This is a genomic window from Micromonospora sp. NPDC047738, assembly GCF_040642675.1.
GTDB lineage: Bacteria > Actinomycetota > Actinomycetes > Mycobacteriales > Micromonosporaceae > Micromonospora.
Genome location: NZ_JBEYSO010000030.1, coordinates 29649 through 55681, shown reverse-complemented (window position 1 = coordinate 55681; position 26033 = coordinate 29649). Strand labels below are relative to the sequence as shown.

At 70.1% G+C, this 26033-nt stretch carries 28 protein-coding genes and 1 pseudogene; 20 read left to right on the top strand and 9 right to left on the bottom strand.

Annotation, left to right across the window (positions count from 1 at the left end):
- Positions 1–99 precede the first annotated feature (99 nt).
- The 3 genes from ABZ783_RS31085 (at position 100) to ABZ783_RS31075 (ending at position 2635) form a co-directional block, all read left to right on the top strand.
- Positions 100–492 (top strand): SCO5389 family protein, encoded by a 393-nt coding sequence (locus ABZ783_RS31085; protein ID WP_357444475.1) that lies wholly within the window; start codon positions 100–102, stop codon positions 490–492.
- Complete coding sequence (locus tag ABZ783_RS31080; protein WP_357444472.1) at positions 482–1519, top strand: LLM class flavin-dependent oxidoreductase; 1038 nt, start codon at positions 482–484, stop codon at positions 1517–1519. The genes ABZ783_RS31085 and ABZ783_RS31080 overlap by 11 nt, the downstream gene beginning before the upstream one ends.
- Positions 1520–1657: 138 nt before the next feature.
- A complete protein-coding gene (locus ABZ783_RS31075; protein WP_357444469.1) occupies positions 1658–2635 on the top strand; it encodes an ATP-binding protein in 978 nt (325 codons plus the stop codon).
- Between the two features lie 16 nt (positions 2636–2651).
- Here the strand turns inward: ABZ783_RS31075 and ABZ783_RS31070 are convergent, their stop codons facing one another.
- The gene (locus ABZ783_RS31070) at positions 2652–3044 is read right to left on the bottom strand and encodes a transcriptional repressor (RefSeq protein ID WP_357444466.1); all 393 of its coding nucleotides are present in this window, start codon (positions 3042–3044) and stop codon (positions 2652–2654) included.
- A gap of 523 nt (positions 3045–3567) precedes the next feature.
- Between ABZ783_RS31070 and ABZ783_RS31065 the strand changes: the two genes are divergently transcribed.
- The 6 genes from ABZ783_RS31065 (at position 3568) to ABZ783_RS31040 (ending at position 7587) form a co-directional block, all read left to right on the top strand.
- Complete coding sequence (locus ABZ783_RS31065; RefSeq protein ID WP_357444463.1) at positions 3568–3735, top strand: hypothetical protein; 168 nt, start codon at positions 3568–3570, stop codon at positions 3733–3735.
- 156 nt (positions 3736–3891) lie between these two features.
- On the top strand, positions 3892–4842 hold the full coding sequence (locus tag ABZ783_RS31060; protein WP_357444460.1) for a metal ABC transporter substrate-binding protein: 951 nt from the start codon (positions 3892–3894) through the stop codon (positions 4840–4842).
- Positions 4835–5605 carry an ABC transporter ATP-binding protein gene (locus ABZ783_RS31055; protein WP_357444457.1) on the top strand — a complete coding sequence of 257 codons (771 nt, stop codon included), beginning with the start codon at positions 4835–4837 and terminating at the stop codon, positions 5603–5605. Before ABZ783_RS31060 ends, ABZ783_RS31055 begins: the two co-directional genes overlap by 8 nt.
- A gap of 4 nt (positions 5606–5609) precedes the next feature.
- Complete coding sequence (locus ABZ783_RS31050; RefSeq protein WP_357444454.1) at positions 5610–6479, top strand: metal ABC transporter permease; 870 nt, start codon at positions 5610–5612, stop codon at positions 6477–6479.
- A complete protein-coding gene (locus ABZ783_RS31045) occupies positions 6476–7306 on the top strand; it encodes a metal ABC transporter permease (protein ID WP_357444451.1) in 831 nt (276 codons plus the stop codon). The genes ABZ783_RS31050 and ABZ783_RS31045 overlap by 4 nt, the downstream gene beginning before the upstream one ends.
- Positions 7303–7587, top strand: a complete 285-nt coding sequence (locus tag ABZ783_RS31040) for a metalloregulator ArsR/SmtB family transcription factor (RefSeq protein ID WP_357444448.1) — start codon at positions 7303–7305, stop codon at positions 7585–7587. Before ABZ783_RS31045 ends, ABZ783_RS31040 begins: the two co-directional genes overlap by 4 nt.
- Positions 7588–7800: 213 nt before the next feature.
- Here the strand turns inward: ABZ783_RS31040 and rpsN are convergent, their stop codons facing one another.
- The 3 genes from rpsN to rpmB are packed head-to-tail and all read right to left on the bottom strand — an operon-like array spanning position 7801 to position 8511.
- Positions 7801–8106, bottom strand: a complete 306-nt coding sequence (gene rpsN, locus ABZ783_RS31035) for a 30S ribosomal protein S14 (protein WP_357444445.1) — start codon at positions 8104–8106, stop codon at positions 7801–7803.
- A 1-nt stretch (position 8107) separates the two neighbouring features.
- A complete protein-coding gene (gene rpmG, locus ABZ783_RS31030; protein WP_357444442.1) occupies positions 8108–8275 on the bottom strand; it encodes a 50S ribosomal protein L33 in 168 nt (55 codons plus the stop codon).
- Complete coding sequence (rpmB, locus tag ABZ783_RS31025; protein WP_357444439.1) at positions 8275–8511, bottom strand: 50S ribosomal protein L28; 237 nt, start codon at positions 8509–8511, stop codon at positions 8275–8277. Before rpmB ends, rpmG begins: the two co-directional genes overlap by 1 nt.
- A 372-nt stretch (positions 8512–8883) precedes the next feature.
- Between rpmB and ABZ783_RS31020 the strand changes: the two genes are divergently transcribed.
- Positions 8884–10176, top strand: coding sequence for a GTP-binding protein (locus tag ABZ783_RS31020; protein WP_357444436.1), 1293 nt, complete (start codon positions 8884–8886; stop codon positions 10174–10176).
- The gene (locus ABZ783_RS31015) at positions 10173–10436 is read left to right on the top strand and encodes a type B 50S ribosomal protein L31 (RefSeq protein WP_357444433.1); all 264 of its coding nucleotides are present in this window, start codon (positions 10173–10175) and stop codon (positions 10434–10436) included. Before ABZ783_RS31020 ends, ABZ783_RS31015 begins: the two co-directional genes overlap by 4 nt.
- A 137-nt stretch (positions 10437–10573) precedes the next feature.
- Here ABZ783_RS31015 and ABZ783_RS31010 read toward each other — a convergent pair.
- The 3 genes and pseudogenes from ABZ783_RS31010 to ABZ783_RS31000 form a co-directional block, all read right to left on the bottom strand.
- Positions 10574–11443 (bottom strand): annotated as a pseudogene (locus ABZ783_RS31010) (IS5 family transposase); the annotation flags it as partial.
- Positions 11444–11531: 88 nt separating this feature from the next.
- Entirely contained in the window at positions 11532–12341 is an 810-nt protein-coding gene (locus ABZ783_RS31005; RefSeq protein WP_357444430.1) for an NmrA/HSCARG family protein, read from the bottom strand.
- Entirely contained in the window at positions 12338–12703 is a 366-nt protein-coding gene (locus ABZ783_RS31000; protein ID WP_357444427.1) for an SgcJ/EcaC family oxidoreductase, read from the bottom strand. The genes ABZ783_RS31005 and ABZ783_RS31000 overlap by 4 nt, the downstream gene beginning before the upstream one ends.
- A 45-nt stretch (positions 12704–12748) precedes the next feature.
- Between ABZ783_RS31000 and ABZ783_RS30995 the strand changes: the two genes are divergently transcribed.
- Entirely contained in the window at positions 12749–13429 is a 681-nt protein-coding gene (locus ABZ783_RS30995; protein WP_357444424.1) for a TetR/AcrR family transcriptional regulator, read from the top strand.
- A 184-nt stretch (positions 13430–13613) separates the two neighbouring features.
- Complete coding sequence (locus ABZ783_RS30990) at positions 13614–15086, top strand: NF041680 family putative transposase (RefSeq protein ID WP_357444421.1); 1473 nt, start codon at positions 13614–13616, stop codon at positions 15084–15086.
- 440 nt (positions 15087–15526) lie between these two features.
- Here ABZ783_RS30990 and ABZ783_RS30985 read toward each other — a convergent pair whose 3' ends face one another.
- The gene (locus ABZ783_RS30985; RefSeq protein WP_357444418.1) at positions 15527–16765 is read right to left on the bottom strand and encodes a GTP-binding protein; all 1239 of its coding nucleotides are present in this window, start codon (positions 16763–16765) and stop codon (positions 15527–15529) included.
- Positions 16762–16941, bottom strand: a complete 180-nt coding sequence (gene rpmF, locus ABZ783_RS30980; RefSeq protein ID WP_357444415.1) for a 50S ribosomal protein L32 — start codon at positions 16939–16941, stop codon at positions 16762–16764. The genes ABZ783_RS30985 and rpmF overlap by 4 nt, the downstream gene beginning before the upstream one ends.
- A 345-nt stretch (positions 16942–17286) precedes the next feature.
- Here rpmF and ABZ783_RS30975 point away from each other — a divergent pair, with 345 nt between their 5' ends.
- The 7 genes from ABZ783_RS30975 to ABZ783_RS30945 all read left to right on the top strand — a co-directional run bounded on the left by ABZ783_RS30975 (position 17287) and on the right by ABZ783_RS30945 (position 26015).
- Positions 17287–18423 (top strand): RNA-guided endonuclease TnpB family protein, encoded by a 1137-nt coding sequence (locus ABZ783_RS30975; protein ID WP_357444412.1) that lies wholly within the window; start codon positions 17287–17289, stop codon positions 18421–18423.
- A gap of 438 nt (positions 18424–18861) precedes the next feature.
- A complete protein-coding gene (locus ABZ783_RS30970; protein WP_357444409.1) occupies positions 18862–20058 on the top strand; it encodes a DUF916 domain-containing protein in 1197 nt (398 codons plus the stop codon).
- A gap of 60 nt (positions 20059–20118) precedes the next feature.
- Positions 20119–21714 (top strand): TIGR03773 family transporter-associated surface protein, encoded by a 1596-nt coding sequence (locus ABZ783_RS30965; protein ID WP_357444406.1) that lies wholly within the window; start codon positions 20119–20121, stop codon positions 21712–21714.
- A gap of 17 nt (positions 21715–21731) precedes the next feature.
- Positions 21732–23366, top strand: coding sequence for an anchored repeat ABC transporter, substrate-binding protein (locus ABZ783_RS30960; protein WP_357444403.1), 1635 nt, complete (start codon positions 21732–21734; stop codon positions 23364–23366).
- 77 nt (positions 23367–23443) lie between these two features.
- Positions 23444–24349 (top strand): choice-of-anchor M domain-containing protein, encoded by a 906-nt coding sequence (locus tag ABZ783_RS30955; RefSeq protein WP_357444517.1) that lies wholly within the window; start codon positions 23444–23446, stop codon positions 24347–24349.
- Positions 24346–25089, top strand: coding sequence for an anchored repeat-type ABC transporter ATP-binding subunit (locus ABZ783_RS30950; RefSeq protein ID WP_357444400.1), 744 nt, complete (start codon positions 24346–24348; stop codon positions 25087–25089). Before ABZ783_RS30955 ends, ABZ783_RS30950 begins: the two co-directional genes overlap by 4 nt.
- Positions 25089–26015 carry an anchored repeat-type ABC transporter permease subunit gene (locus tag ABZ783_RS30945; RefSeq protein WP_357444397.1) on the top strand — a complete coding sequence of 309 codons (927 nt, stop codon included), beginning with the start codon at positions 25089–25091 and terminating at the stop codon, positions 26013–26015. The genes ABZ783_RS30950 and ABZ783_RS30945 overlap by 1 nt, the downstream gene beginning before the upstream one ends.
- The last annotated feature ends 18 nt before the right edge of the window (positions 26016–26033 follow it).

The following is a 26033-nucleotide window of genomic DNA, read 5'->3' as shown; positions in this document are numbered from 1 at the left end:
TCGGGAACAGACGTGAACTGTTGACGCGGGCCTGGTTACGTGATGTGCTCGGAGCGTAACGCTAACGGCAATCATGGTCGTTAAGCCTTGAGGAGGACCATGTCTCTCACCGTGCCGCCTGCCCTGCTCGAAGCCGCCGAGGCCGGCCCCGTGGACGACGAGGCTTTCGTCGCCTGTGTCCGGGATTCCCTCCCGTACGCCTGGGACACCGTCAGTCGTGTGGTCGCCGACCTGGAATCGTCCGACGCCGAGTTCGCCGACAACGACGTACCGCCGCCCACTGAGGCGGAGCGTGGGCAGCTGCTGCGTGCGCTGGCCAGCGATGCCATCCGGGCGAGCTTGGAGCGCCACTTCGGGGTGAAGCTGGCGTTCCAGAACTGCCATCGGGTGGCGGCGTTCCGGGTGGGTGCCGTGGACTCCGGCACGTACCGTCGTTTCATCTCGACTCGGGGACAACTGCTCAACCAGTCACCAGAGCTGCGTGACTGCTGAACCGCCCGGCAGCTCGCGGCCCGGTGAGCAGGCCCAATGGCACCTGTTCCTGCTCGCCGGGCACCGCGCCGGCCGCACCCACGCGCAGGCGCTGGCGGACGCGCACCGCTACGGCCTGGCCGCAGAGGCCGCCGGCTACGCCGGCGTCTGGGTCGCCGAGCACCACTTCATCTCCTACGGCGTGTGCCCGTCTGCCATCACCTTCGCGGCGCACCTGCTCGGGGCGACCCGCCGCATCACTGTCGGCGCCGCCGCCTGCGTGCTGTCGGTCCGGCATCCGGTGAGCGTGGCGGAAGAGGCGGTGCTGCTCGACGAACTGTCCGGGGGCCGGTTTCGGTTGGGGGTCGCCCGGGGCGGGCCGTGGGTCGACCTGGAGGTTTTCGGCACCGGCCTGGATCGCTACGCGTACGGCTTCGCCGACGCGGTGGAGATCGTGGTGCGGTGGTTGTCGGGCGCGGCGCAGGTCGCCGGCAACGGCAGGTTCCCCTTCCGGCCGGTGCAGGTGGTGCCGCGGCCCCGCCGGCGGGTTCCGATGTGGGTCGCGGCGACCTCGCCCGCCACCGTGGACCTCGCCGCCCGCCACGGCCTCCCGCTGCTGCTCGGGCTGCACGCCGACCTGCCGGAGAAACGGTCGTTGCTCGACCGGTACGCCCAGGTCGCCGCCGCGCACGGCCACGACAGCACGCAGGTACCGCATGCCAGCGCCCATCTGGCGCACGTCGAGGACACCGATGCTGATGCAGCCCGGACGGTGCGAGAGCGGCTCCCAGAGTTGCTGGCCGGCACCAGGGAGTACGTCCGCCTCGACGGCGCCGCGGCCGGCCCGCCCGACATCGACGAGTACGTCCGGCGCCTGATCGCCATGCACCCGGTCGGGTCGCCGCAGCGGTGCCGGGCGGCCGTGGACGAGGCGGGGGCACTTCCCGGTGTGCGGCATCTGCTGTTTCTGGTCGAGGTGACCGGGGACCGCGCGACGACCCTGCGCACCATACGGCGGCTCAGCAGGGAGGTGTTGCGCCGGAGGTAGTGACGACCGAGAAGTGGGTGAACTGCCCGATGGCGAATCGTTGCGGCGAGTCGCGGGGATACCGCTCGGCAGGCCTGAACCATCACGTACGCTCGCGCTCATGGAAACGGTTTCCAATAGAGTGGGAGGGCATCAGCGGTGAAGGTCGCGTTCGTGGGCAAGGGCGGCAGCGGCAAGACCACCCTCGCCGCGCTGTTCGCCCGGCATCTCGCCGGCCAGGGCCTGCCGGTGCTGGCCATCGACGCCGACATCAACCAGCACCTCGCTGCCGCCCTCGGCGGGGATGCGGACGCGCCGCCGCCGGTGAAGCCGCTCGGTGAGCACCTGCCGGCCATCAAGGCCTACCTTCGCGGCGCTAACCCTCGCATCACAAGTGCGGATCGAATGGTCAAGACGACTCCGCCGGGGCGCGGTTCACGGCTGCTGCGGGTGGTCGAGGACAATCCGATCTACGCCGCCTGCGTGCGGGAGGTCGGTGGGGTGCGGCTGGCGGTCACCGGCGAGTTCGCCACGGAAGATCTCGGCGTGGCCTGCTACCACTCAAAGGTGGGAGCGGTGGAGCTGCTGCTCAACCACATGCTCGACGGCCCGGGCGAATACGTCGTGGTGGACATGACCGCAGGCGCGGACTCGTTCGCCTCCGGGCTGTTCACCCGCTTCGACCGCACAGTGCTGGTGTGCGAGCCGACCGTGCGCAGCGTCGGGGTCTACCGGCAGTACGCCGGCTACGCCCGCGACTATGGCGTGGCCCTGTCGGTGGTCGGGAACAAGGTCGAGGATGCCAGCGACGTGGAGTTCCTTTGCGAGCATGTCGGCGGCGACCTGTTGACCTGGTTCAGCAGGTCAGGCTACGTGCGGCGGGCGGAGCGGGGCATCGTCGGCCCGCTGATCGAACTCGAGCCCGCCAACCAGGCAGCCCTCGCCCAGCTCGTAGAGGCGGTGGATGACACCGTGCAGGACTGGGCGGCCTTCAACCGGTGGGCACATGAGTTCCACCGGCGCAACGCCGCCGCGTGGGCCAACGAGCGGGCCGGGGCGGATCTCACCGATCAGATCGATCCGGAGTTCCGGATGGGACCGCAGGCGGTCAGCGAGCCCGCGGTGGTGGGCCGCTGACCCACGGAGCCGCCCGTCAGGTGGCGCACTTGCCGCAGGTGCCGAAGATTTCCAGGGTGTGCCCGACGTCGGTGAAGCCGTGCTGGCTGGCGACCTGGTCGGCCCACCGCTCCACGGCAGGACCGGCGACCTCGACCGCACGCCCACACTCCCGGCACACCAGGTGATGGTGGTGCCGGCTCTGGCTACACCGCCGGTACAGATACTCCCCGCCCGGCAGCCGCGTCGAGTCGATCTCGCCGCTGTCCACCAGAATCTGCAGCGTCCGGTAGACGGTGGTCAGGCCGACCCGCGCCTTGCGGTCGACGAGCATCTGGTGCAGCTGCTGCGCGCTGTGGAAGCCCTCCACCTCGCGCAGCAGCGCCAGTACCTCGGCGCGCTGCCGGGTGTTGCGGGTCGCTGTGGGCATTGCCTCGGTCACCGTCCGTCGTCTCCGCTCGTCACAGCGCCTGCTCGACGCCCGATTCCCTGTCCTCCGTGACGTTGGTGGTCACGTGATTTCGGAACCCATTATGCATTGCGCATATGTTCACACCTCGTGCCGTAGCCGCCCGACGAGGATGGTCCAGCGAATGAAGGTGTCTGGGCGCGGCTCCAGGCGGTTGGCGAGGCGCGCGCCTGGAGGCAGGTCGACGGCTAGGCGACGCCGGCGGACATCGCCGAGTTCGACTACCGGGACTCCCCCGCCCTGGGCGCGGTCACCGCCCGGGCACGGTGGTTCTCTGGCCAACGATGCGGGCGCCACCGCCACCGGCGGTCACAGTGCATGCCACGCCCGCTGCCGGCCGGCAACTGTTCGGCGGGCTCAACCTGATCACCGACGAAGGCGGGGTCGTGGGCCGCAGCGCAATCGGCGCTGCGAAGAGGTCCCCATTCGCGATGTCCGTCCCCGGTTCCCCAGGGTTCTTGTCCCCGGGCCGGACCGGCAGCCCATGCTCGCCCACATCGTGCTGTCCTGCTGCGCCGCCGACGGCGTCCCCATCAAGATCGGCCTGCATGGCCAGGTTCCGCAGGCGCCGGCGAACACCTGGGTACGGGCCACTGGCCGGTGGATCCCGCACACTGCCAAGGTCCCCGTCAACGACGCCGAGGTTCCCTAATTTCAGGTGGAGGACTGGCAACACATCCCCGCACCCGCCGAGCCGTACGCGTAGGACCGGCGATGGTTGCACAGGTGCTGATATGAGCACCTGACAGCTAGACCCAGTTATTGGAAATGACTACCGTTCCACTCATCCAATGAGCAAGGAGCGGTTGTGACCCTATCCATCCGTACGCTCGGCACCGTCCTGGCGATAGCGACGATCGGCGCCGCCGCCGGCTGCGCTGCCAACACCGACACCGGCACCGCGACCGCGGCGAAGAACGGCACCATCGCCGTGGTCGCCACGACGCCCGAGGTCGCGGATTTCACGCGCAACGTCGGCGGCAACGCCGTCAGCGTCACCCAGATCATCAAACCGAACGTCGACCCCCACGACTACGAGCCCACCCCCGCCGACATCCAGGCGATCGGGGCCGCCAAGCTCGTCATCAAGAACGGCGTCGGACTCGAGGAATGGCTCGATGACACCATCTCCTCGGCCGGCTTCAAGGGCACGGTCGTCGACACCTCGCAGGGAGTGGCGCTGCGCAAGGGCGACCCCGGCGACGAAGAGACGAAGGACGGCGATCCGCACATCTGGCACAACCCCCGCAACGCCAAGATCATGGCGGAGAACATCGAGAAGGCCCTCGTCACCGCCGACCCCGGCCACGCCGACACCTACCGGGCGAACTTCCAGGCGTACGCGGCGAAGCTGGACAAGCTCGACGCGGACAACGAGCGCAAGTTCGCCGCCCTGCCGGCGGACGCCCGCAAGCTGGTCACCAACCACGACGCGTTCGGCTACTACATCGACCGCTACCAGCTGCAGTTCATCGGCGCGGTGATTCCCAGCCTGGACACCAGCGCCGAACTGTCCGCCACCCAGATCAACGACCTGGTCGCGAAGATCAAGGCCACCGGCACCAAGGCGATCTTCAGCGAGAGTTCCCTGCCGCCCAAGGCCGCCGAGGCGATCGCCCGCCAGGCAGGCGTGAAGGTGGTCGGCGGGGAGGACGCCCTCTACGGCGACAGCCTCGGCCCCGAAGGCACCCCCCAGGGCACCTACCTCGGCGCCGAGGAACACAACACCGACACCATCGTGGCAGCCCTCGGTGGCTGAGCCCACCCGCGCGCCGGTAGCCGACGCCGCCCTGCACCTCGCGCAGGCCGACGTCGGCTACCGGCGCCGCGCCGTGCTCACCGACGTGAACCTCACGGTGGAGCCCGGCCAGATCGTCGCCCTCGTCGGCGCCAACGGCGCCGGCAAGTCCACCCTCATCAAGGCCGTCGTCGGGCTCGCCGACGTCCTGGCCGGCACGATCACCGTCGCCGGACAGCCGGCGCGGCAGGCGCGCGGCGCTGCCGCCTACGTGCCGCAGGTCGACACCCTCGACGCCGACTTCCCCGTCACCGCCGCCGACGTCGTGCTCATGGGCCGCTACCATCCCACCCGCTGGCTGCGGCAAATCCGTGCGACCGACCGCGCCGTCGCCGCGGACGCACTGGAGCAAGTCGGGCTGGCCGACCGCGCACGCACCCGCTTCGGGCTGCTGTCTGGAGGCCAACGCCAACGGGTCCTGCTCGCCCGCGCCATCGCCGCCCAGGCCCGACTGATGCTGATGGACGAGCCCTTCAACGGGCTCGACGTCACCAGCCAGGACGTCATCGTGGCGCAGCTGCGGGACCTTGCCGCCGCCGGCACCGCCGTTCTGCTCAGCACCCACGACCTGCGCCTGGCCCGCGACCTCGCCGACACCGCCTGCCTCATCCACGGCGGGCACGCCGTCACCGGCCCCACCGAACAGATCCTCGCGGAGCTGCCCGGCACCTACGGCTACGGCAGCCAGGCCGCCGATCTGCACGCCGCGCGGCCCGGACGGTGACGGCATGAGTGCACTCGTCGCCCCGTTCAGCGTGCCGTTCATGGGCCGCGCCTTCGCCGAGCTGCTCCTGCTCGCCGTGGTGTGTGGGCCGGTCAGCGTGCTGGTCTTCCTGCGCCGGCTGGCCTTCGTCGCCGACGCGCTGACCCACACCGTTTTCCCCGGCGTGGTCATCGGATTCCTCGTCGCTGGCTGGACCGGCATCGCTGGCGGCGCACTCGTCGCCGCCCTGCTGACCGCGGTCGCGCTCACCGTGCTGACCCGCTGGGGACGGCTCAGTGACGACACCACGGTGGCTGTGCTGCTGACCGCCATGTTCTCTCTCGGCGTGGTGCTCGTGTCCCGTCAGCACTCCTACACCAGCGACCTGACCGCGTTCCTGTTCGGCCGGCTGCTCACCGTCACTCCCGCTCAGCTCGCGCAGACCGCCGTGCTGGCCGCGATCGTGCTCACCGGCCTCGCCGTCACCGCCCGGCCGCTGATCCTGCGGGCCTTCGACCCCATCGGCGCCGCCACCGCCGGGTACCGCCTCACCCTGCTCGATCTCGGGCTCAACACGGCCGTCGCGTTGGTCGTCGTCGCCGCCGTGCAGGCCGTCGGCACCATCCTGGTGATCGCCCTGCTCATCGTGCCCGCCGCCACGGCGCGCCTGCTGACCGACCGGCTCACCGCCATGGCAGTGATCGCCACCGCCGTCACCGGCCTTGCCGCCTACCTGGGCCTGTTGGCCAGCTGGACCGCCTCCGTCCGATACGGCGTTCGGCTCACCTCCGCCGCCGCGGTGGTGCTCACCCTTGTGGTCTGCTACCTGCTCGCCCTGCTCGCCGGCCAGCTCCGCCGCCGGCCGCACCCGCCCGCCGCGACGGTGACCCGGTGAGCTGGCTACTGCAGGACACCTTCGGCCGTGCCCTGGTCGAAGCCGTCGCCGTCGGGGTGCTCACCGGACTGGTCGGCGTGCACGTCGTGCTGCGCCGGCTGTCGTTCTTCACCATGACGATGGCCCACGCCACGTTTCCCGGAGTGGTCGCCGCGTCCATCCTCGGCATCAACATCTACCTCGGCGGCGTGGTCGCCGGGCTGCTGACCGCCGCCGCCGTCGCCGCGCTGGCGCGTACCCGCGGCCAAGAGGCCACCGCCGCGACCGGAGTGATCCTCTCCGCCGGCTTCGCGCTCGGCGTCGCGCTGGTTGCCACCCAGAACGGTTTCAGCCGAGACCTGTCCGCCTTCCTCGTGGGCTCGATCCTGACCGTCACCACCGAGAACCTGGTCGTGACCGTCGTCCTGCTGGCGCTCACGGCGGTCGCGCTCGCCGTCGGCGGCCGGCACCTGCTGTACGTCGGTTTTGATCCCGCCGGCGCCCGCGCCGCCGGATACCGCGTCCGGCTGCTCGACCTCGCTCTCCTGCTGCTGGTCGACCTCGTCGTCGTCGCGATCGTGCCCGCCGTCGGCACCATCCTCGCCCTGGCGCTCATCGTCGCTCCCGCCGCGGCTGCCCGCGCCTGGACCGACCGTCTCGCCCCCATGACCACTCTCGCCGCCACACTCGGTGCCGGCAGTGCCGCCGCAGGGCTGTGGTTCTCCCGGCTATGGGATGCTGCTGCCGGTGGCAGCATCTCGCTGACCGCCGCCGCCGTCCTGCTCGTGTCGCTGGCGGCACACCGCCTGCGCGACGGGTTCCGCACGACCTTCCTCACCGCGCCGTGACCGGCGAGCCCGCCTCGATTGAGGAGATCAGCGAGCTGCTACGCACCATCGCCCACCCGGCGCGCATCCGCATCCTGCAGCAGCTCACGCGAGCCGACGCGTGCGTCACCGAACTCTCGGGCGCGCTGCAGCTGCCCGCCTCGCACGTGTCGCACCAACTTCGGCACCTGCGCCACGCCCGCCTCGTCCGCCGCTACCGCCAGCAGGGCCGGATGCAATACGCGCTCACCAGCGTCCCCGCCGTCTCTCTCGTCCTGGACGTGCTCAAACACTGCACGTGAGCGTGCCAGGCGTCGACGGGCCCGACGCCGGACGAACTGTCGATGCGGCGTGGCTCCTGGCCTGGCCCGGAGAGGAGCCACGCCGCGTCGGGTTGTCCAACCGGACTCACCAGTCCCCCTGCTGAGGCATCCGGTCCAGTTGCCTCCGCTGTCGGCAGGGACGAGCGCCCGCGCCGACAGCGGCGCGGGCGCTCAGCGCGGTGGTTGGCGTTGTTACCAGGACGCCTTGCGGATCCCCGGCAGCTCGCCCCGCAGCGCCATCTCCCGGAACCGCACCCGCGACAATCCGAAGCGGGTCAGCACGCCTCGCGGCCGGCCGTCGATGACGTCCCGGTTGCGCAGCCGCACCGGGCTGGAGTCGCGGGGCAGCCGCGCCAGGTGGCGGACGGCGGCGTCCCGCACCGCCGGGTCGGTGTCCGGGTGGGCGATGGTCTGCTTCAGCTCGGCGCGGCGCTGCGCGTGGCGAGTGACCAGGTCGTCTCGGCGGGCCTGTCGGTTGGCGAGGCTCTTGCGGGCCATGTCAGCGCGTCTCTCGGAACTCGACGTGCCTGCGGACGACCGGGTCGTACTTGCGCAGCACCATCCGGTCGGGGTCGTTGCGGCGGTTCTTGCGGGTGACGTACGTGTAGCCGGTGCCGGCGGTGCTGCGCAGCCGGACGATCGGGCGGACGTCGGTCTGCCGGGCCATCAGACCGTCACCCCCCGGGCGCGCAGCTCCGCGACGACCTTTTCGATGCCCTTACGGTCCACGGTCTTCAGCGCCTTGGCGGTCAGCGTCAGGCGGACCCAGCGCCGCTCCGAGGGCAGCCAGTAGCGGTGGTTCTGCAGGTTGGGGTTCCACCGGCGGCGGGTGCGCCGGTGGGAGTGGGACACGGCGTTGCCGAAGCTCGGCTCCGCGCCGGTGACATCACAGCGACGGGACACAAGTACTCCTCAAGGGTTGCCATAACGATAATGGTTTTCATTCTTACCGTGGCTGACCGGGCGGCCTCCACTCGGGGTCCCCAACAACCTCGACCGGCACTGACGAACCGAGCCAGCACCTCCAGGGCAATGGCCCGAGAGCGGGACGGCCAGCAGAGTCGTGTCCCAGAGGAGGCGTGCCGGCTCGGCAGCGAAGCGGGCGTCACCTCTGTGCCGACCAGACGCCGGGACGTGACACCCGCACCGCGACCCTTGCGCGACCGACGCCGCCAGGCCGCCGTGGCGTGTCGTGCGAGAAGACCTCGCCTGCCACTCGCCGTCAACCACGTGCCTATAATGACAATCGTTTTCAACTAAGTCGAGAGGACTGTGATGTCGACGTCTCCGCTCGCACCGGCCGACGCCGGAGTTCCGGCGTCCGACGCCCGACCGTCGTTGACCGTGCTCAGTGGCTTCTGGCCGTCCGCCACGTACGCCCTAGCCCGCAGCCTGCTCGCGGCGGACCCGACGCTGCTGCTGATCCGGCACGACCTCGCCGGCCTCGACACCGGCACCGTCCACCGCATCGTGCGCGACCGCGAAGGAATACTCGAGGACGAGCGCATAACGCTCGCGCACGGCTGTGTCTCCTGCACCCTGCGCGAGGACGTACTGCCGACCCTCGCCCGGCTGGCCCGCGCCCACCCGCACCGCGACCTGGTGCTGATGCTGCCGGAGGTGGTCGAGCCGGAAGCCGTCGCCGCCGTCTGCGCACACTGCCTGATCGACGGCGCGCCGATCACCGACCTGTTGCACGTCGACTCGTACGTCACCGTCGTCGACGCCGAGCACCTGCTCGACGGGCTGGCCAGCACCGACGACCTCAAGACCCTCGGCATCCACGCCGCCGACAACGACGACCGCGGGCTCGCCGACGTCATCGTCCGCCAGATCGAGTACGCCGACACCCTCGTCCTGTGGGGACAGTCCCGGGAGGGCGCATACGACACCAGCCGGCTGGCGGTGCTGCTGGAGCGCATGGCGCCATGGGCGACCCAGGTGCGGGTCGACGGTGACGTCATCGACGCCGGCACCCTGACCCGCCAGCTGCGCGGCACCCGCCGGCACCGCCCCGAGACCCCCGGAGTCCTGACCCGCGGGCTGGAGGGCTACAACGTCGGCCTGCACGAGCCGCACCCCGACTGCGGAGTGGTGTCCGTGGTCTTCCGCGCCCGCCGCCCCTTCCACGCTCGACGACTGCACGACGTCCTCGAGGAGATCAACGCCGACGTGATCCGCTCCCGGGGGCACCTGTGGCTGGCCAGCCAACCGGACACCGTCATCGCCTGGGACTTCGCCGGCGGCGGCCTCAGCCTCGGCTCCCTCGGCCGCTGGCTAGCCGCACTCCCCGACCCGCACTGGGACGAGGTGTCCGACCATCGCCGGCTCGCCGCCGCCCTCGACTGGGACCCCTACTACGGCGACCGGCACCAGCACCTCGTCTTCATCGGCCTCGACCTCGACCCCGCCGGCCTGCACCGCACCCTCACCAGCTGCCTGCTCACCGACGCCGAACTCGCCGACGGCGAGGACACCTGGCGCGGCTATGACGACCCGTTCACCGGCTGCTTTCCGCTCGCCGATCTCGACCCGACCGACACCAACACCGAAGGAGACACCGCATGAAGCCCGACATCCACCCCAGCTACAAACCCGTCGTCTACCGCGACCGCGCCGCCGACTTCGCCTTCCTCACCCGCTCCACCGCCACCAGCGACCAGACGATCGAGTGGACCGACGGAAACACCTACCCCGTCATCGACGTGCAGATCTCCTCCGCCAGCCACCCCTTTTGGACCGGCAAGCAACGCCTGCTCGACACCGAAGGCCGGGTGGAGAAGTTCCGCGCCAAGTACGCCCGCCGCGGTCCGCAGCAGTCGCGATGAGCACAGCGCGCACCGACTGGGCAGGGCAGGCGCCCGCCTCGTCGGTGCCGCGAGACAGCCGGACCTAGGCCGTGTTTCGAAGTAGGTGGAGCCATTCGTTGATGGCTGGGATGTGGAGGGTGGCCAGGTAGCGGATAGCGACAGTCGTATCGGGTGGCCACCGCGCGGTGGCGTTTGAGGCGGTTGATGCCGCACTCCACCGCGTGCCGGCCGCGATAATCCTCGGGGTCGAAGGCGGTTGGGCGGCCGCCGCAGCCGCCGCGCCGGAGCCGGTGGCCGATCTGGTCGGCGGGCTCGGGAATGGTGCAGCCGATCCCGCGCCGTCGCAGGCGGCCGAGGATCGCGCGGGACGAATACACCTTATCGGCGCGTACCCGCTCCGGCCGGGTCCGAGGACGTCCGCCGCCCGGGCGGGCGATGCGGATGCCGGCCATCACCGCCGCGAACTGCGGGGCGTCACCGGCCTGCCCGGCGGTCAGCATCAGTGACATCGGCCGCTGGCCCCCTTCGCAGGCCAGATGCAGCTTGGTCGACAGCCCGCCCCGGGACCGGCCCAGCGCGTGATCGCCGGGCTCGCCAGCCGTCCCGCCACCCGTCCCAGCGGGCGGTTCGCGCTGCAGCTCACCGTTGCGGCGGGCGCCGGCGGCGTGCTGGTGCGCGCATGATGGTGGAGTCTACACTCACCTGCCAGTCGATCACCCCCGCCGCATCAGCCCGGGCCTGCAGGGCGGCCAGGATCCGGGTCCAGATCCCGTCGCGCTGCCAGCGCCGGAAACAGGGCGTAGACCGCCTGCCAGGAGCCGTAGCATTCCGGGACGTCCCGCCAGGGCGCACCCCCCGTACCCGCCAGCGGATACCGTCGATCAGAGCTGCCGCTTGGTCCACTTCGAGGGCCGGCCCGGCCGCCTGGGAGCGGGTAACAACGCCTCCAGGATCGCCCACTGGGCATCGTTCAGGTCGAACCGCCTCGTCACCGCTAGGGTGGCCACGAGGTCTCCGGTGTTCACGTTCTTCTTGGTCGATGAACCCTCTACCGGAGACCTCACTGCTTAGGGATCATGACACACCGTCACGCACCAGACTTCGAAGCAGGCCCTAGCGGACCTGCCCGCCGAGCCAGTCTTGAAAGGTGAGCAAGCCAGGGAAGTGGTCGCGCAGTTTGGCGAGGTCAGCCTGGTAGCCGCTCTCAGCGAACCACTCGAACATCCTGCCCTCGACCGGCAGGGCGACGAGGCGCGTTGGCACTCCGGTGACCTTCTCGTAGATTGCGGCCACCTCGGAGAAAGTCAGCTCGTCGCCGGCGATCTCAAGTTCCACACCCAGGTAGTCGTCCCGGTGGTCGATGACGTGCGCGGCGATGCGGCCGATGTCATCGGTGGCGATCAGCTGCATCGGCCGGTCGGGGAGCACCGGGAGCTCCATCTCCCTTTCGCCTGCGGTATCGGCGTAGTGCAGCAGGTTGTCCATGAAGAACACCGGCCGCAGGATGGTCGCGGGCAACCCCAGAGCGCGGATGTAGGACTCGATTGCCGCCTTGCTCTCGAAGTGCTCGATTCCGGTGTGCCGCTCGGCACCGCCGACCGAGCTGTAGACCAGGTGCCCGACTCCGGTATCCAGGGCGACGTCGGCGACGAGCATGCCCTGCCGTACCTCAGCTTTGAGGGTTTCCGGCTCGTAGGCCAGGGCTTGCATGCTGAACACGGCATCGACGCCACGCATGGCTCGCTCCAGGGACGCGGGGTCTCCCAGGTCGCCGACAGTGAGCTCGGCGCCGGCCAGGCGACGCGCGGCGGGGCTTTCCGGGTCGCGCACCAGGGCGCGAACCTGCCAGCCGCGGCGCAGCAGGTGACGTGCGGTGGCGCCGCCCTGCTGGCCAGTGGCACCGATGACCAGAGCCATACTCATGACGTCACCACCGGGGTGGTCTGCGCCAGCGCGATCCGCCAGGTGCCGGCGTCTTTGACCAGCACGAACGTCAGCGCTCCCGTGCGGCCGTCGTTGACGTGCTTGATCAGGTTGGCCAGCGCCACGTCCGGGCGCAGGAACGTGACGTCGAGCAGCTCGTTCGTGGTCAGCACGTCCTTCAGCGGGGTGCGCAGCGCCTCGGCCATGACCTTCTTGACCTGCTCGCGGCCGCGCAGTCGGATCCCGGTGAAGTTGACCAGGGACACCTCCTCGGTCAGCAGTCCAGTGAAACCGGCGACGTCGCTCTGAAGCTCTTCGGCGTCGCGGACGACCTGCTCGATCGCCTCGATCTCGGGGTCCATGTCGCATCTCCTCAACTAGCGGAGTGATCCGCTCCGCTTGAGGCTATGCCGGAGCGTTTCGCTCCGCAACTGGTAAAGTCTGTGGCGATGACCACGCGTAAAGACATCGCAGAACGCAACGACCGCGCGTTGCTCCAGGCCGCCCGTGACGTGCTCGCCGAAGACGGCGCGCACGCGTCCGTCGCCGCCATCGCTGCCCGAGCAGGGGTCGGCATCGGCAGCCTCTACCGCCGTTACAAGACAAAGGAGGAGCTGTTCCAGCAGCTCAGCCTGGTGTCCCTCGACCACTGGAACCAGGCGGCCGAGCAGGGCTTGGCCGATCCCGATCCGTGGGCGGGACTAACGGCATTCGTGCGCGGCTGCGTCGAGTTCGGGCAGGGCTCGCTGGCTCCCATCGCCGGCGCCATCGAGGTGACCCAGGAGATGAGCGCCAAGTCCCGCCGCGGCGACGAACTGCTCGATGAGCTGGTACGGCGAGCACACGAGGCCGGCGCCCTGCGCGCCGATGTGACCGCGGTCGACATCTCGCTGCTCATCGAGCAGCTCGGCCGTTCCCCGGTCGTCGATCAGCTTCGCAAGCAAGGCCGGGACGACCTGCTCCCCGCCGCCGCCGAGGCTCGCCGGCGGCTGATCGCGATAGCGCTCGACGGATTACGGCCGGGACATGACCCGTTGCCCGGTTCGCCGCCGGGCGTGGAACTCTTCACCGGTCGCTGGCCGAGCTAGGACGAGCCATCCATGGGATGCAAGAGCCCGGATCAGCAAACGGCGCTGATCGACTTTGAAACAGGCCCTAGCTTGATCTTTAACCTGCTGGGCGGTGGCATCGACCCCGGCTGATCATGGGGACAGCCCTTGATCGATCATTCCTCTTGTCTAGGGAAGAAGATCAAGAACCAAGGGCTGTCTGGTGATCAGTGTGCACGATGCCGGGACGACCGATGAGGTCGGGCGGCTGGCGGTGTTCCGGCGTGAGTTCCATCGTTGTCTGACCGCTCGTGGGGACGCGTTGTTCGAGCTGGCCGACGCGCTGTTGTGCGGTGACGCGCCGGTGCGGTCCCTGGTGGAGTTGTCGCTGGTGGGTGAGCACCGCCGCGGTCACGGCTCGCTGTACGCGGCGTTGAACCGCGGCCGGATCGACATCGCGCGGCTGCGGACTGCGGTGGCGGCGGTGCCGTTGCCGCGGGCCGCGGACGGGCGGATCGTCCTGGCGGTGGATGTGACGTGCTGGCTGCGGCCGGAGGCGCACACCTGTCCGGAGCGGGTGCTGTGCCATACCTACGGGCGCGGCAAGGACACCCACATCGGGGTTCCGGGCTGGCCGTACTCGTTCGTCACCGCCCTGGAGGCCGGGCGCACCTCGTGGACCGCGCCGTTGGACGCCCGCCGGCTGGCCCCCGGTGACGACGCTGCCACGGTCACCGCCGGCCAGTTGCGGGACGTGGTGCAGAGGCTGATCACTGCCGGGCAGTGGCAGCCTGGCGATCCGGACATGTGGATCGTCGCGGATGCCGGCTACGACGGGCCCCGGCTGGCGTTCCTGCTGGCCGACCTACCCGTTCAGGTTCTGGTCCGGATGCGTTCCGACCGGGTGCTGCACCGGCCCGCGCCACCCCGGCTGCCCGGCACCACCGGCCGCCCACGCAGGCATGGCGGCGAGTTCATCTTCGGTGACCCGGGCAGCTGGAGCGACCCGGACGTCGCCACGACCACCGACACCCGCCTCTACGGCACCGCGACCGCGCGGGCCTGGCACCGACTGCACCCCAGGCTGACCCACCGCACCGCCTGGGGCGCCCAGCACGGCCCGCTGCCGATCATCGAGGGCACCGTGATCCTGCTGCAGGTCGACCGGCTGCCCAGCGGCGCCACCGCGAAACCGGTCTGGCTGTGGTGGTCGCAGGCGACCGCCACAGACGTCGAGGTTGACCTGCTCTGGCAGGCGTTCCTGCGCCGCTTCGACATCGAACACACCTTCCGCATGCTCAAACAGACCCTCGGCTGGACCAGCCCGAAACTGCGCGACCCGCACGCCGCCGACCGCTGGACCTGGCTGGTGCTGGCCGCCTACACCCAGCTGCGCCTCGCCCGCACCGCCGCCAGCGACCTCCGCCGGCCCTGGGAACGCCCCGCACCGCCCGAACGGCTCTCACCGGCCCGCGTCCGCCGCGCGTTTCGGCACCTACGCACCAAAGCCGGCTGCCCCGCCGCCGCACCGAAACCGAGCCGACCAGGCCCCGGACGACCACCCGGACACCCCAACCGCCACCGAGCCGCCCGCCACGACGTCCACATCGTCACAGCCGCTACCAGCAACAAGCCGAACAGCAGCACCAAGAAAACGAAGACCTCGAATAACCCGAGGCCACGACGCACAGGTTAAAGATCAAGCTAGCCGCCGCCCGCGAGTTGGTCGCACCTGGCGACCGGTTCGCGGGCGACGCCGGCTACCGAACCGGAGCACGACCGCGCCGCGGCCCGGCACTCTGACCTGCGGCCGGGGCCGGACGGGCGACTCACCCTGGTCGAAGGCGGTTCTCCAGGGCGGCCAACCGTTCCTTCAGCAGCGACGCCATGGCTGCTTCCCTGGCCAACGCATTGCACCAGGCCGTCCACAGATCGATCCCAAGCCATGCGGGCTGCACCGGCCCGGCGGCCGGTGCAGCCCGCATGGCTTCGCCGACGAGAACAGAGCCCGGTCGCAGCAGATGTCGGCCGCCGGTTGTCTGCGGCGGAACGGGCCCGGCTGTCCCGGGAGATCCACGACACCCTCGCCCGCTGGTCGGGGCACGGGTCTCGTCGATGGTGAGCGTGGTCGGCACGTCAAGCCGGAACCGGGACCGGTTCCGCGAGGTCGTGGTCGTGCAGGTCGCCGAGATCCCATTCGGGGAACGGGTCGGGCAGGTCCCGCCAGGCGTCCTCCCCTGCGGTGATCTCCCGGTCGGTCAGCAGGCAGGCGGCCAGTGCGTTCCGCAGGCCGTCGCCGTCCAGGCCCACTCCGATGAGCACCAGTTCCTGCTGCCGGTCGCCGAAGACCGGGTGCCAGCGGGACTCCAGCTCGGCCCGCTCGTCAGGGTCGTCCGGCCATTCTCCGGACACCGCGACCGGCACGCCGACCGGGTCACACCGTCCCGACGGGCCCGCCTGGGACCACAGGGCCTGCACGTCCGGGCGGCTGGCCAGCCACAGGAACCCCTTGGAGCGCACCACCCCGAAGGCGTCCAGGCCGCCGGTCAGCAGGTCCCACAGCCGCTGTGGATGGAACGGCCGGTGGTCGCGGAACACGATGCTGGAGATGCCGTACTCCTCGGTCTCCGGCACATGCTCGCCGTTGAGCTCCGCCACCCAGCCGGGCGCGGTTTCCGCGCGGTCGAGGTCGAACCGGCCCGTGTTCAGGACCTCCGCTGGTGGTACCCGGCCGTGCGTCGCCCGGACCTGCCTGGCGGCCGGGTTGAGCCGGGTCAGCAGCGCCTCCACCACCGCCAGGTCGTCCGGGTCGACCAGGTCGGTCTTGTTGACCACCAGGACGTCGGCGAACTCGATCTGGTCGACCAGCAGGTCGGCGATGCTGCGGTCGTCACCCTCGTACGCGGCCAGCCCGCGCTGTTCGAGGGTCTCCCCCGCCTCGATGCGAGCGAGCAGCCCGGCGGCGTCCACCACGGTGACGGTGGTGTCCAGTCGGGCGAGGTCGTCGAGCACCTGCCCGTCCTCCACGCCGAAGGCGAATGTGGCGGCCACTGGCATCGGTTCGGAGATGCCACTGGACTCGATCAGCAGGTAGTCGAACCGGCCCTGCCGGGCCAGCCGCGCGACCTCGTCGAGCAGGTCGTCGCGCAGGGTGCAGCAGATGCAGCCGTTGGTCAGCTCCACCAGCCGCTCCTCGGTCCGCGACAGGGATCCACCGTCACGGACGAGCGAGGCGTCGATGTTGACCTCGCTCATATCGTTGACGATCACCGCGACCCGCAGCCCGTCCCGATTCGCTAGGACGTGGTTGAGCAGGCTGGTCTTGCCGGCCCCGAGGAAACCGGAGAGCACGGTCACCGGCAGGCGACCGGTCACGGCTCCCCCACCACCTGGCGGCCCTTGTAGAGCCCGCAGTGCGCACAGGCCCGGTGCGGCACCACCATCTCCTTGCGGGGGCACGGGCACGGGGTCAACTGCGGCACCTGCGCCTTCCACTGCGCCCGGCGGTGCCGGGTGTTCGACCGCGACATCTTTCGCTTCGGTACGGCCATGAGGGTCTCCTTCACGTGTCGAGCCAGGCTGAACAGCAACGCGAACGATAATGGTTTTCGTTTGACTCCTCGACGGCGGGTCGAACCTTCGGGGAGCACCTGCACCTCTTCGGCGGACCGGCGCAGGCCGTGCGGCACGAGACGACGCAGGTCACGGAGCCGTGCGACCACTGGAGGCGCCGGCGTGGTCGCCGACTGGCCGTCGCACCTGCCGAGGATGTCGCCGCATCCGGCTGGGCGGTCATCGGAATTGCGGCGTGGAAACCCGGCCGTTTACGGCCGGGAGGAAACGCCGCCCCTCCCCTCAGTGATCGTCTTACATGGACGGTTGGTAGGGTGTGAGGCGTGGGTGAGGTGGTGAAGCGGGCGTACAAGTACCGCTTCTACCCGTCTCCTGAACAGGCCGAACAGCTGAACCGCACCTTCGGGTGCGTGCGTGTGGTGTACAACCGGGCGTTGGAAGCCCGCACCCGGGCGTGGGCGGTGGACCGCCAGCGCACCACCTATGTGCAGTCGTCGGGGTGGCTGACCGAGTGGAAGCGCACGCAGGAGTTGGCGTTCCTGAACGAGGTCAGTTCGGTGCCGTTGCAGCAGACGCTGCGGCATCTGCAGGCGGGGTTTGTGGCGTTCTGGGACAAGCGGTCCCGGTATCCGCGGTTCAAGTCCAAGCGCAAGTCGCGGGCGTCGGCCGAATACACCCGCTCCGCGTTCCGGTGGCGGGACGGCCGGCTCACCCTGGCCAAGATGACCACCCCGCTGCACATCGTGTGGTCCCGGCCCCTGCCCGAAGGGGCGCAGCCGTCGACCGTCACGGTGTCCCGCGACGCCGCCGGCCGCTGGTTCGTATCCATCCTGATCGAGGACCCGGCCGTGAAGCCGCTGCCGCCCGCCGCGGCCGAGGTGGGCGTGGACGCGGGTATCACCAGTCTGCTCACCCTGTCCCACCCGATCCCCGGAATCAGCGACGAGGAAGGCAAGGTGGCCAACCCGCGTTACGGGCAGGCCGACCGGCGCAAGCTGGCCAAGGCGCAGCGGAACCTGGCCCGCAAACAGGAGGGCTCCGCGAACCGGGCGAAGGCCCGACTGAAGGTGGCCCGCATCCACGCCCGCATCGCCGACCGGCGGCGGGACCATCTGCACAAGCTGACCACTCGACTCGTCCGTGAGACTCAAACGGTCGCGATCGAAGATCTCAGCGTGCGCAACATGCTCCGCAACCGCCGCCTGGCCCGCGTCATCTCCGACGCAGGCTGGGGCCAGTTCCGCAGCATGCTGGAGTACAAAGCCGACTGGTACGGGCGTGAGGTAATCCCCGTCGACCGGTGGCTGCCCACGTCCAAAACCTGCTCGGAGTGCGGGCGGATCAACACCACCCTCGCACTCAACGACCGCTCCTGGACGTGCCCCGGCTGCAAGGCCGAGCACGACCGGGACATCAACGCCGCGACAAACATCCTCGCCGCCGGGCTGGCGGAGAGGTAAAACGCCTGCGGAGCTGCTGTAAGACCCCAAGGGAAAGTCCTCCCGGCAAGGCAGTCGGCGATGAAACAGGAAACCTCACGGGCGACCGTGAGAATCCCGGCCCTTCAGCTTCAGGGCCGGGAGGATGTCAATAATGTCCCGATCCGTGCGGCCAGAACCTCCAAGGAGAGGCCTCACCGACGGGTCGCCTGCTGGAGACGCCACGACCCAGGCCCACCAGCCGAAGAACACGTTGACCACCCGGCAACCACCCGGCGGGCTCGCATCCCGCCAACTACTTGACAACGGTTTTCATTTGCTGAGAGGCTGCGTTCCGGCGGCGCGAGTTCATGAGCGTTGATACCCAAGACCGGCCACGGGGCTCACGTAACTTTCGCCGCCATCACCGTTGGTCCACCCCGGCCACGTCTCGACCCGAAACGGACTGCTGCCTCTGCTATGCGTTCACTCATCGGTGTTTCCGCCGTCGTCCTGCTCGGCATCGCCCCGCCGATAGCCGTACCGGGACCGGTGCCTACGCCGCCACCCGCTGGCGGCTCTCCCAAAGCAGAGGCGCCGGCGGCTGTGACGTGGGGGGTGAGTCCGTCGAGCCCGAAGGGGCCCAACGGGCGTGCGGCATTCGCCTACAAGCTTGATCCCGGTGCCAGGTTGACCGACTACGTCGCTGTCACGAACCACTCCGCGCGGCCAATCACCCTGAGTGTCTACGCCAGCGATGCGGTCACCACAGCGCAGGGTGGCTTCGACCTGTTGCCCGCGGCGCGGCGGCCGGTCGATGTGGGTTCGTGGGTCAGCCTCACCTCCCGGCAGCTGACGATCCCGTCGAGCTCCCGGGTGGACGTGCCGTTCACCGTGAACGTGCCGGCCAACGCCACCCCGGGTGATCACGTGGGCGGTGTCGTGGCCTCGCTCACGGCTACGACCACCGACGCCCACGGCAATCAGGTGGCCGTCGACCACCGGGTCGGTACTCGCATCTATCTGCGAGTCACCGGCGAACTTCGGCCGGCGCTGGCGCTGGAAGACGTGCGGGTACAGCACCGCGGTTCACTCAATCCGTTCGGTGGCGGCGAGGTCACCGCTACGGCCACGGTTCGGAACACCGGCAACGTCCGGCTCGCCGGCGCGCCGACCGTGCACGCTGCGGGACCGCTCGGCCTGACCGCCGGGTCTGCGTCCGGCGGGACGCTTCCTGAGATCCTGCCCGGCGACGCGGTACGGACCACCGTGCGGCTCGCCCAGGTCCCGCCTCTGTTCCGGCTCACCGTCACCGCCGCTGTCACACCGACAGCCGTTGCCGGGCAGACGCTCGACCCGCCGCCGGGCACCGTGTCCCATCAGGTGACCGTCTGGGCCGTGCCGTGGTCCCAGCTGCTGATGCTGGCCCTGCTCGCCGGTGCCGCCTGGACGCTGGTGGCGGTCCGTCGACGGCGACGGCGCGCAGCGGCCCGAGACTTGGCGCACGCCCTGGCCACCGCTCGTGAGCAAGGCCGCGCCGAAGCCGCGGTGACGACAGCGGCACCGACCGAGAAACCTGCGGCCGACATGACCGCTGATGCCTTGTCGCGCGGGATAGGGCGCAGTCCAGACGACGTACCGGCGGCGCCCGTGCCGACTCCAAAGGTCGAGGAGTGACCGGCCCGCAGCGCGAGGGGTCGGCAACTTCGACAGACGACGGATCCAGTAGGGAGAATGATGAGAACAGCACCTCTGCGTGCTGCGGTCGCGGGATTCGCCCTGGCCGCTCTGGTATTGCCGGCCGGCGCTGTACCGGCGGGGGCCGCCGCGGTGTCGGTCGACGCCGCCGGGGCGGATCTGGTGTCCCTGTCGGTTGTCGACGGCGCGCTGTCGCTACGCATCCGGAACGCCACGCAGGTGGCCCGGCAGGCAGTCGGGCACGACCCGGCCGACGTGACGCTGGGACCGGACGGCGGGGTGGCCGTACGGGTACCGCAGAACAAGGCTTTCTCGTTCCTCGGTAGCCCCGGCACGTCGATCTGGTCGCTCACCCCCGGAGACACCGGTTTACCCATGCTCGACACCAGCGGGGTGCGGCGTGGCCTCGTCCGGGGGGACGTGGTGACGCTGTCACTGACAGCGGCTGAAGGTCCCGGGAACTTCACCGCCTACACCCTGTCCGGCCTTGGCGCGCCCCGCCATCTGCTCGGCCGGGCCGCACGGGACATCGCGTTGCCGGCCGCGACCCGCACTCCGGTGGTGTGGGCGTTCGACTCGGCCGGCGACTACCGGCTGACCTTCGCCGCGTCGGCGACGCTGTCCACTGGCCGATCCGTTACCACCGAGGCGACGTACCGGATCAGTGTCCCGCCCATCCAGCCGGGTCCTGCCGCGCCGGCACCCGCCCCGGCCGCTGCGGTCAAGACTCCCCCGGCCCCGCCGGCGCGTGCCATGGCGGTCCCGAACGCCGCAGCGGCCACGCCCACGGCCACATCCTCGCCCCCGCTGCCTGCGGCCGCGAACGCGGCCGCTGCCAGGTCGGCAGCCACCGGCGCCCGCCGGGTGATCGCTGATGGGCACGTCGACATGGGGCCGCAACTGTCCGGCGACGCTTGGACGATTCGGGTCCGGGACGACACGGCCAGCCCACCGGTGTGGCGCGAACTCGCCGACGTGGTCCTGCACGTCAAGGACAAAGCCAAGACAACGGTGCCGGCCGGGGCGGACTTCCTCGGCAAGGCAGGAGAGGCGATCTGGTTGCTGCCGCAGGCCCAGCAGGCCGGAATCGTCTGGCCCGGCTGGAACACCCAGCACGAGTCGGTCATCACCGGCACCCGGGGCAACGTGACCTGGACTCTCGCCGGCGTCGACGGTCCAGGACGCTTCACACTCTTCCTGACCGGATCGTTTGGCAACGCCAACGTCCTGTTCGACTCGACCAAAGGCCTGCCGCAGCGGCTGCCCATCCCACCGAACACGCACGCCCACGGCAATTGGGCCTTCAGCAAGCCCGGCCTCTATCGGCTTGCGGTACAGATGAGCGCCACCACCACCGCCGGAAAGACGGTCACCGACAGTAAGACGCTGACGATCGCGGTGGGCGACAGCACCAACCCGAACTCCGGGTTCGGCAGCGGATCCGGCACCGGCGGTGACGGCAAGCCCGGCATCGGCGATTCCGGCGGCACCGGCCGATTGCCCCGTACCGGAGAGTCGTGGGTCATTCCGGTCTCCGCCGGTGGGCTCCTGCTCGTGCTGGTCGGAGCGCTGCTGCGGATCGCCGGTCGTCGTCGCCGCGACCCGGCGGCGGCACCCGCCGGACCCATCCCCTAAGCGCCGAGGAGAGGAGGATGCAGGTGTCCGTTGTCGGTTCCGGGGCTTGCCGCGCCTGCCCGCGCCGGGCCGGCGCGTGGCCGCGACTTCTGGTGTTGCCCCTGCTCATCGGGGTGCTGGCCGGTTGCCGCGCCGAAGTGGCGTTGAGCGCGCACGACCAGCGGGTCCAGGTCATCACGACCACCGGGATCCTGCGGGACCTGGCGAGCCGCGTCGGCGGCGACCGGGTACGGGTCAGCTCACTGGTGCCGGACCGCGCCGATCCGCACAGCTACGAGCCGTCCCTGCGCGACGTCCGCAACGTCGTGTACGCCGACGTCGCGTTCAGCAACTACCTGCTGCTGGAGGAGCAGGCCGTCATCAAGACGCTGGACGCGAACCTGCGCGACGGCGTACCGAACATCTCGCTGGCCGAGGGAGCGGTGAAGTACGCGGCGGAGATCATCCCGCTGGTCGAGGACGCCTCGTTGGACACCATCTGGCTGGGCATGCGCGTGCGCGGCACCGGCACGGCGCTGGGCGCGAACCGCTCCTCCGACGTGCTTCTCACCGCCACCGCAGCGCACGGGCCGGGTGACCTGGTCGCCTACCTGACCGAGTCATTCGGCAACCCGTCGTTCTACGTCGACTCCGCCGACGGGTTCGATCCCGCAAACGGCTACCGGGATGACACCGCCCGCCTGCCACCGGACGCGCACACCCACATGAGCTGGGCGTTCACCAAGCCCGGAATCTACCGACTGACCATGCGGGCACAGCTCGCGGTCACCCCGCAGGCGGCGCCCGTCCCGCTCGGAGAGCAGGCGTTCACCTTCGCCGTCGGGGTGGATCCGCACTCGGTGCCGGGCATGTCGGACGCGGCGGTGCTGAACTCCGGACACGCCGACCTCACCGCGGACATCGACGAAGGGCGGCTGTACCTGTTCGCCGATCCGGAGGGCAACGGCGAGGCCAACCAGCGGGTGTACGACCCGGCCAGCACGGTGATCGAGGTGCCGAACAAGGCGCTGCTGGAGGTGCCCGGTGACCGCAGGTTCCGGTTCCTCGGCCGGCCCGGCACGCGGGTCTACCAGTTACCGCAGGCGGTGCTCGGCAAGCACGTGCACGGGGAGATCGACCCGCACCTGTGGCAGAACGTGCGCAACGCGATCTCCTACGTCGAGCTGATCCGCGACACCCTGGTCGGGGTGGACCCGCCGGCCGCGGCGACGTACCGCGCCAACGCCGCGGCCTACATCGCCGAACTCGAGCGGCTGGACGGCTACGTCCGGGACACGATCGCCCAGATACCCCCGTCCCGGCGGCACCTGGTCACCACGCACGACGCGTTCGGCTACCTGGGCCAGGCCTACGGAATCCAGATCTCCGGCTTCGTCACCCCGAACCCGGCCACCGAGCCCAGCCTCGCCGATCGGCGCCGGCTCACCGAGACGATCCGCAACCTCGACATCCCCGCCGTGTTCCTGGAACCGAACCTGGCGGCCCGCTCCACCACCCTGAGCGAGGTGGCCCGGGAAGAGCGGCTGCGGGTCTGCTCGATCTACGGCGACACCTTCGACGGAAACGTCACCAACTACGTGGACATGATGCGGTTCAACGCCCAGTCGCTGCGCGATTGCCTGACCGGGCCGGATCGAGGGAGGCACAAGTGACGGCACGACGGGCGCGTTCGCGCGCGGTGCGGACGGCGACGGCGATCAGCCGATGGGCGGTCGCAACCCTGGTCGCGGTGGTGGCGACGCAGACGCCTGCCGTGGCCGGGCAGCCGGCGCCGAGCCCGGGTCAGTCGATCGCCGCGGACCAGCCCATCGCCACCGGCCGGGTCGTGCTCGACGCCGGGCACGTGGACATCGGACCCCGCTACGTCGACGGCCAGTGGACCCTGCTCATCCACGACGGCACACAGCCGCAGCCGGTGTGGCGCAGCCCCGACGAGACCGTGCTACGCGTCTCCGACGCCGCGCTGCAGGCCGTTCCCGACGACCCCGCGTACGCCTTCCTCGGCATCGACGCGGGCAAGCGAGTCCACGTGGTGCCGCAGGTGCAGAACCAGGACGTGGTCTGGATCGGCTGGAACACCCAGGACCCCCAGGTGATGCAAACCATCGACCGCGGAGCCACGCTGAACCTGCTCGGCGTACGCGGGCCGGGCACGCTGACCACGTTCCTCCAAGCGGGCAACTTCGCCGCGCCGCAGGTCTTGTGGCGCTCCGCCGAGCCGGCCGCCCAGCCATTCTGGGTCGAGGTCAACACCCACACCCACGCCAACTGGGTCTTCTCCACTCCCGGCGTCTACCTGGTCACCGTGCAGGTGTCGGCCGACCTGATCAGCGGCGAAAAGGTCTCCGCCACCCGGACACTGCGCTTCGCGATCGGCGACGCGACCAGCACCGACGAAGCCTTCGCGGCTGTTGTGGACCGCAGCCGCATGCCGGTTGGCGAGGCGGCGGCCGGGGCGTCCCGCGACGCCGCTGGCGCACCAGACGACACCTCGCCGTTGCCGCTGGTCGTCGTGCTGGCGGGTGCCGCGCTCCTGCTCACCGCCGGCCTGCTCCTGGTCCTGCTACGCGGGCGCGGCGCGAAGCGCCGAGCCGAACGGGAGCGCAGCACGTCACCGTCGGGGGCTCAGCCGTGAGAGCACTGGACATCGAACACCTGAACGTGGACCTCGGCGGACGGCCGGTACTGCGCGACGTGCGGCTGCACCTCGACCGCGGGGAACTGGTCGGGCTGCTCGGCCCCAACGGCGCCGGAAAGACCACCCTGCTGCGCGCCATCCTGGCGCTGATCCGCACCAGGGGCGGCCGGGTGCTGGTAGAGGGCAAACCGTCCCGGCCCGGACGCTCGGCGATCGGGTACGTCCCCCAGCGCCATGAGTTCACCTGGGACTTCCCTATCTCCGTCGAACAGACCGTGCTCAGCGGCCGAACGGGTCGGATCGGCCTGCTCCGCCGCCCCGGCGTGGCCGACTGGCGGGCGGTCGGCGACGCACTCGACCGCGTCCAGCTGTCCGCGCTGCGCGGCCGGCCCGTCGCCGAACTCTCCGGCGGGCAACGCCAACGTGTCCTGGTCGCGCGCGCCCTCGCGCTCGCGCCGAGCATCCTGCTACTCGACGAACCGTTCACCGGACTGGACATGCCCACCCAGGAACTGCTGGGCGACCTGTTCGCCAACCTCGCCCGCGAGGGCCATGCGGTGCTGATGACCACCCACGACCTGGTCGCGGCGATGGAATCCTGCACCCGGCTGGTCCTGCTCAACGGCCAGGTCATCGCCGACGGACGGCCCGACCAACTCCAGGACGTCGAGGTGTGGATGCGCACCTTCGGGGTCAGCGAGACCTCACCGCTCCTCAAACTCGTAAAGGCCAGCTAGTGCCCATAACCGACTTCCTCACCGACCTGCTCAACCCCGACCTCGCATTCCTGCCCAAGGCACTGGCGATCGCGGTCATGTCCAGCATCGTCTGCGGCGTGGTCGGCTGCTACGTCGTCCTGCGCGGGATGGCCTTCATCGGCGACGCCGTCGCACACGCCGTCTTCCCCGGCCTCGCCATCGCCTTCGTCCTACAGGGCAGCCTGGTACTCGGCGGCGCCGTCGCCGGCGTCGCCACCGCCCTGCTGATCGCGATCTTCTCCCAGAACCGACGGGTCAAGGAAGACTCCCTGATCGGCGTCTTCCTGGTCGCCACGTTCGCCCTCGGCATCGTGATCATCTCGCAAGCGCCCGGATACTCCGGCTCGCTGCAACAGTTCCTGTTCGGCTCGATCACCGGCATCCCGGACCGCGACCTCTACCTGGTGGGAATCACCGGCCTGATCATCCTCGGCCTGGTGCTCGCGCTACACAAGGAATTCGTCGCGGTCTGCCTGGACCGGGAGATGGCCCGCTCGATGGGCCTGCCGGTGTTCTGGCTCGACATCGTGCTCTACGTCCTGGTGACCCTGGCCGTGGTGATCTCCCTGCAGACCATCGGCAACATCCTCGTCCTGGCCCTGCTGATCACTCCCGCCGCGGCCGCCCGGCTGCTCACCGACCGGCTCGGCGTGATGATGCTGCTCGCCCCGACGATCGGCGGCACGTCTGCGCTCGTCGGGCTGTACCTGTCGTGGAGCTACGACACACCGGTCGGCGGCACCATCGTCCTGGTCGCCACCACCATCTTCCTCACCGCCTGGCTGCTCGCCCCACGCCACGGCCTGCTCACCAAACGCCGCACGCGAATCCAGCGGCCTTCCGGCGAGGCAGAACCCGCCGCCGGCTCGGCCATCGCGGCCGGACATGTCTCGCCGATGCGCTGATCCGCGTCGTACGTCCGG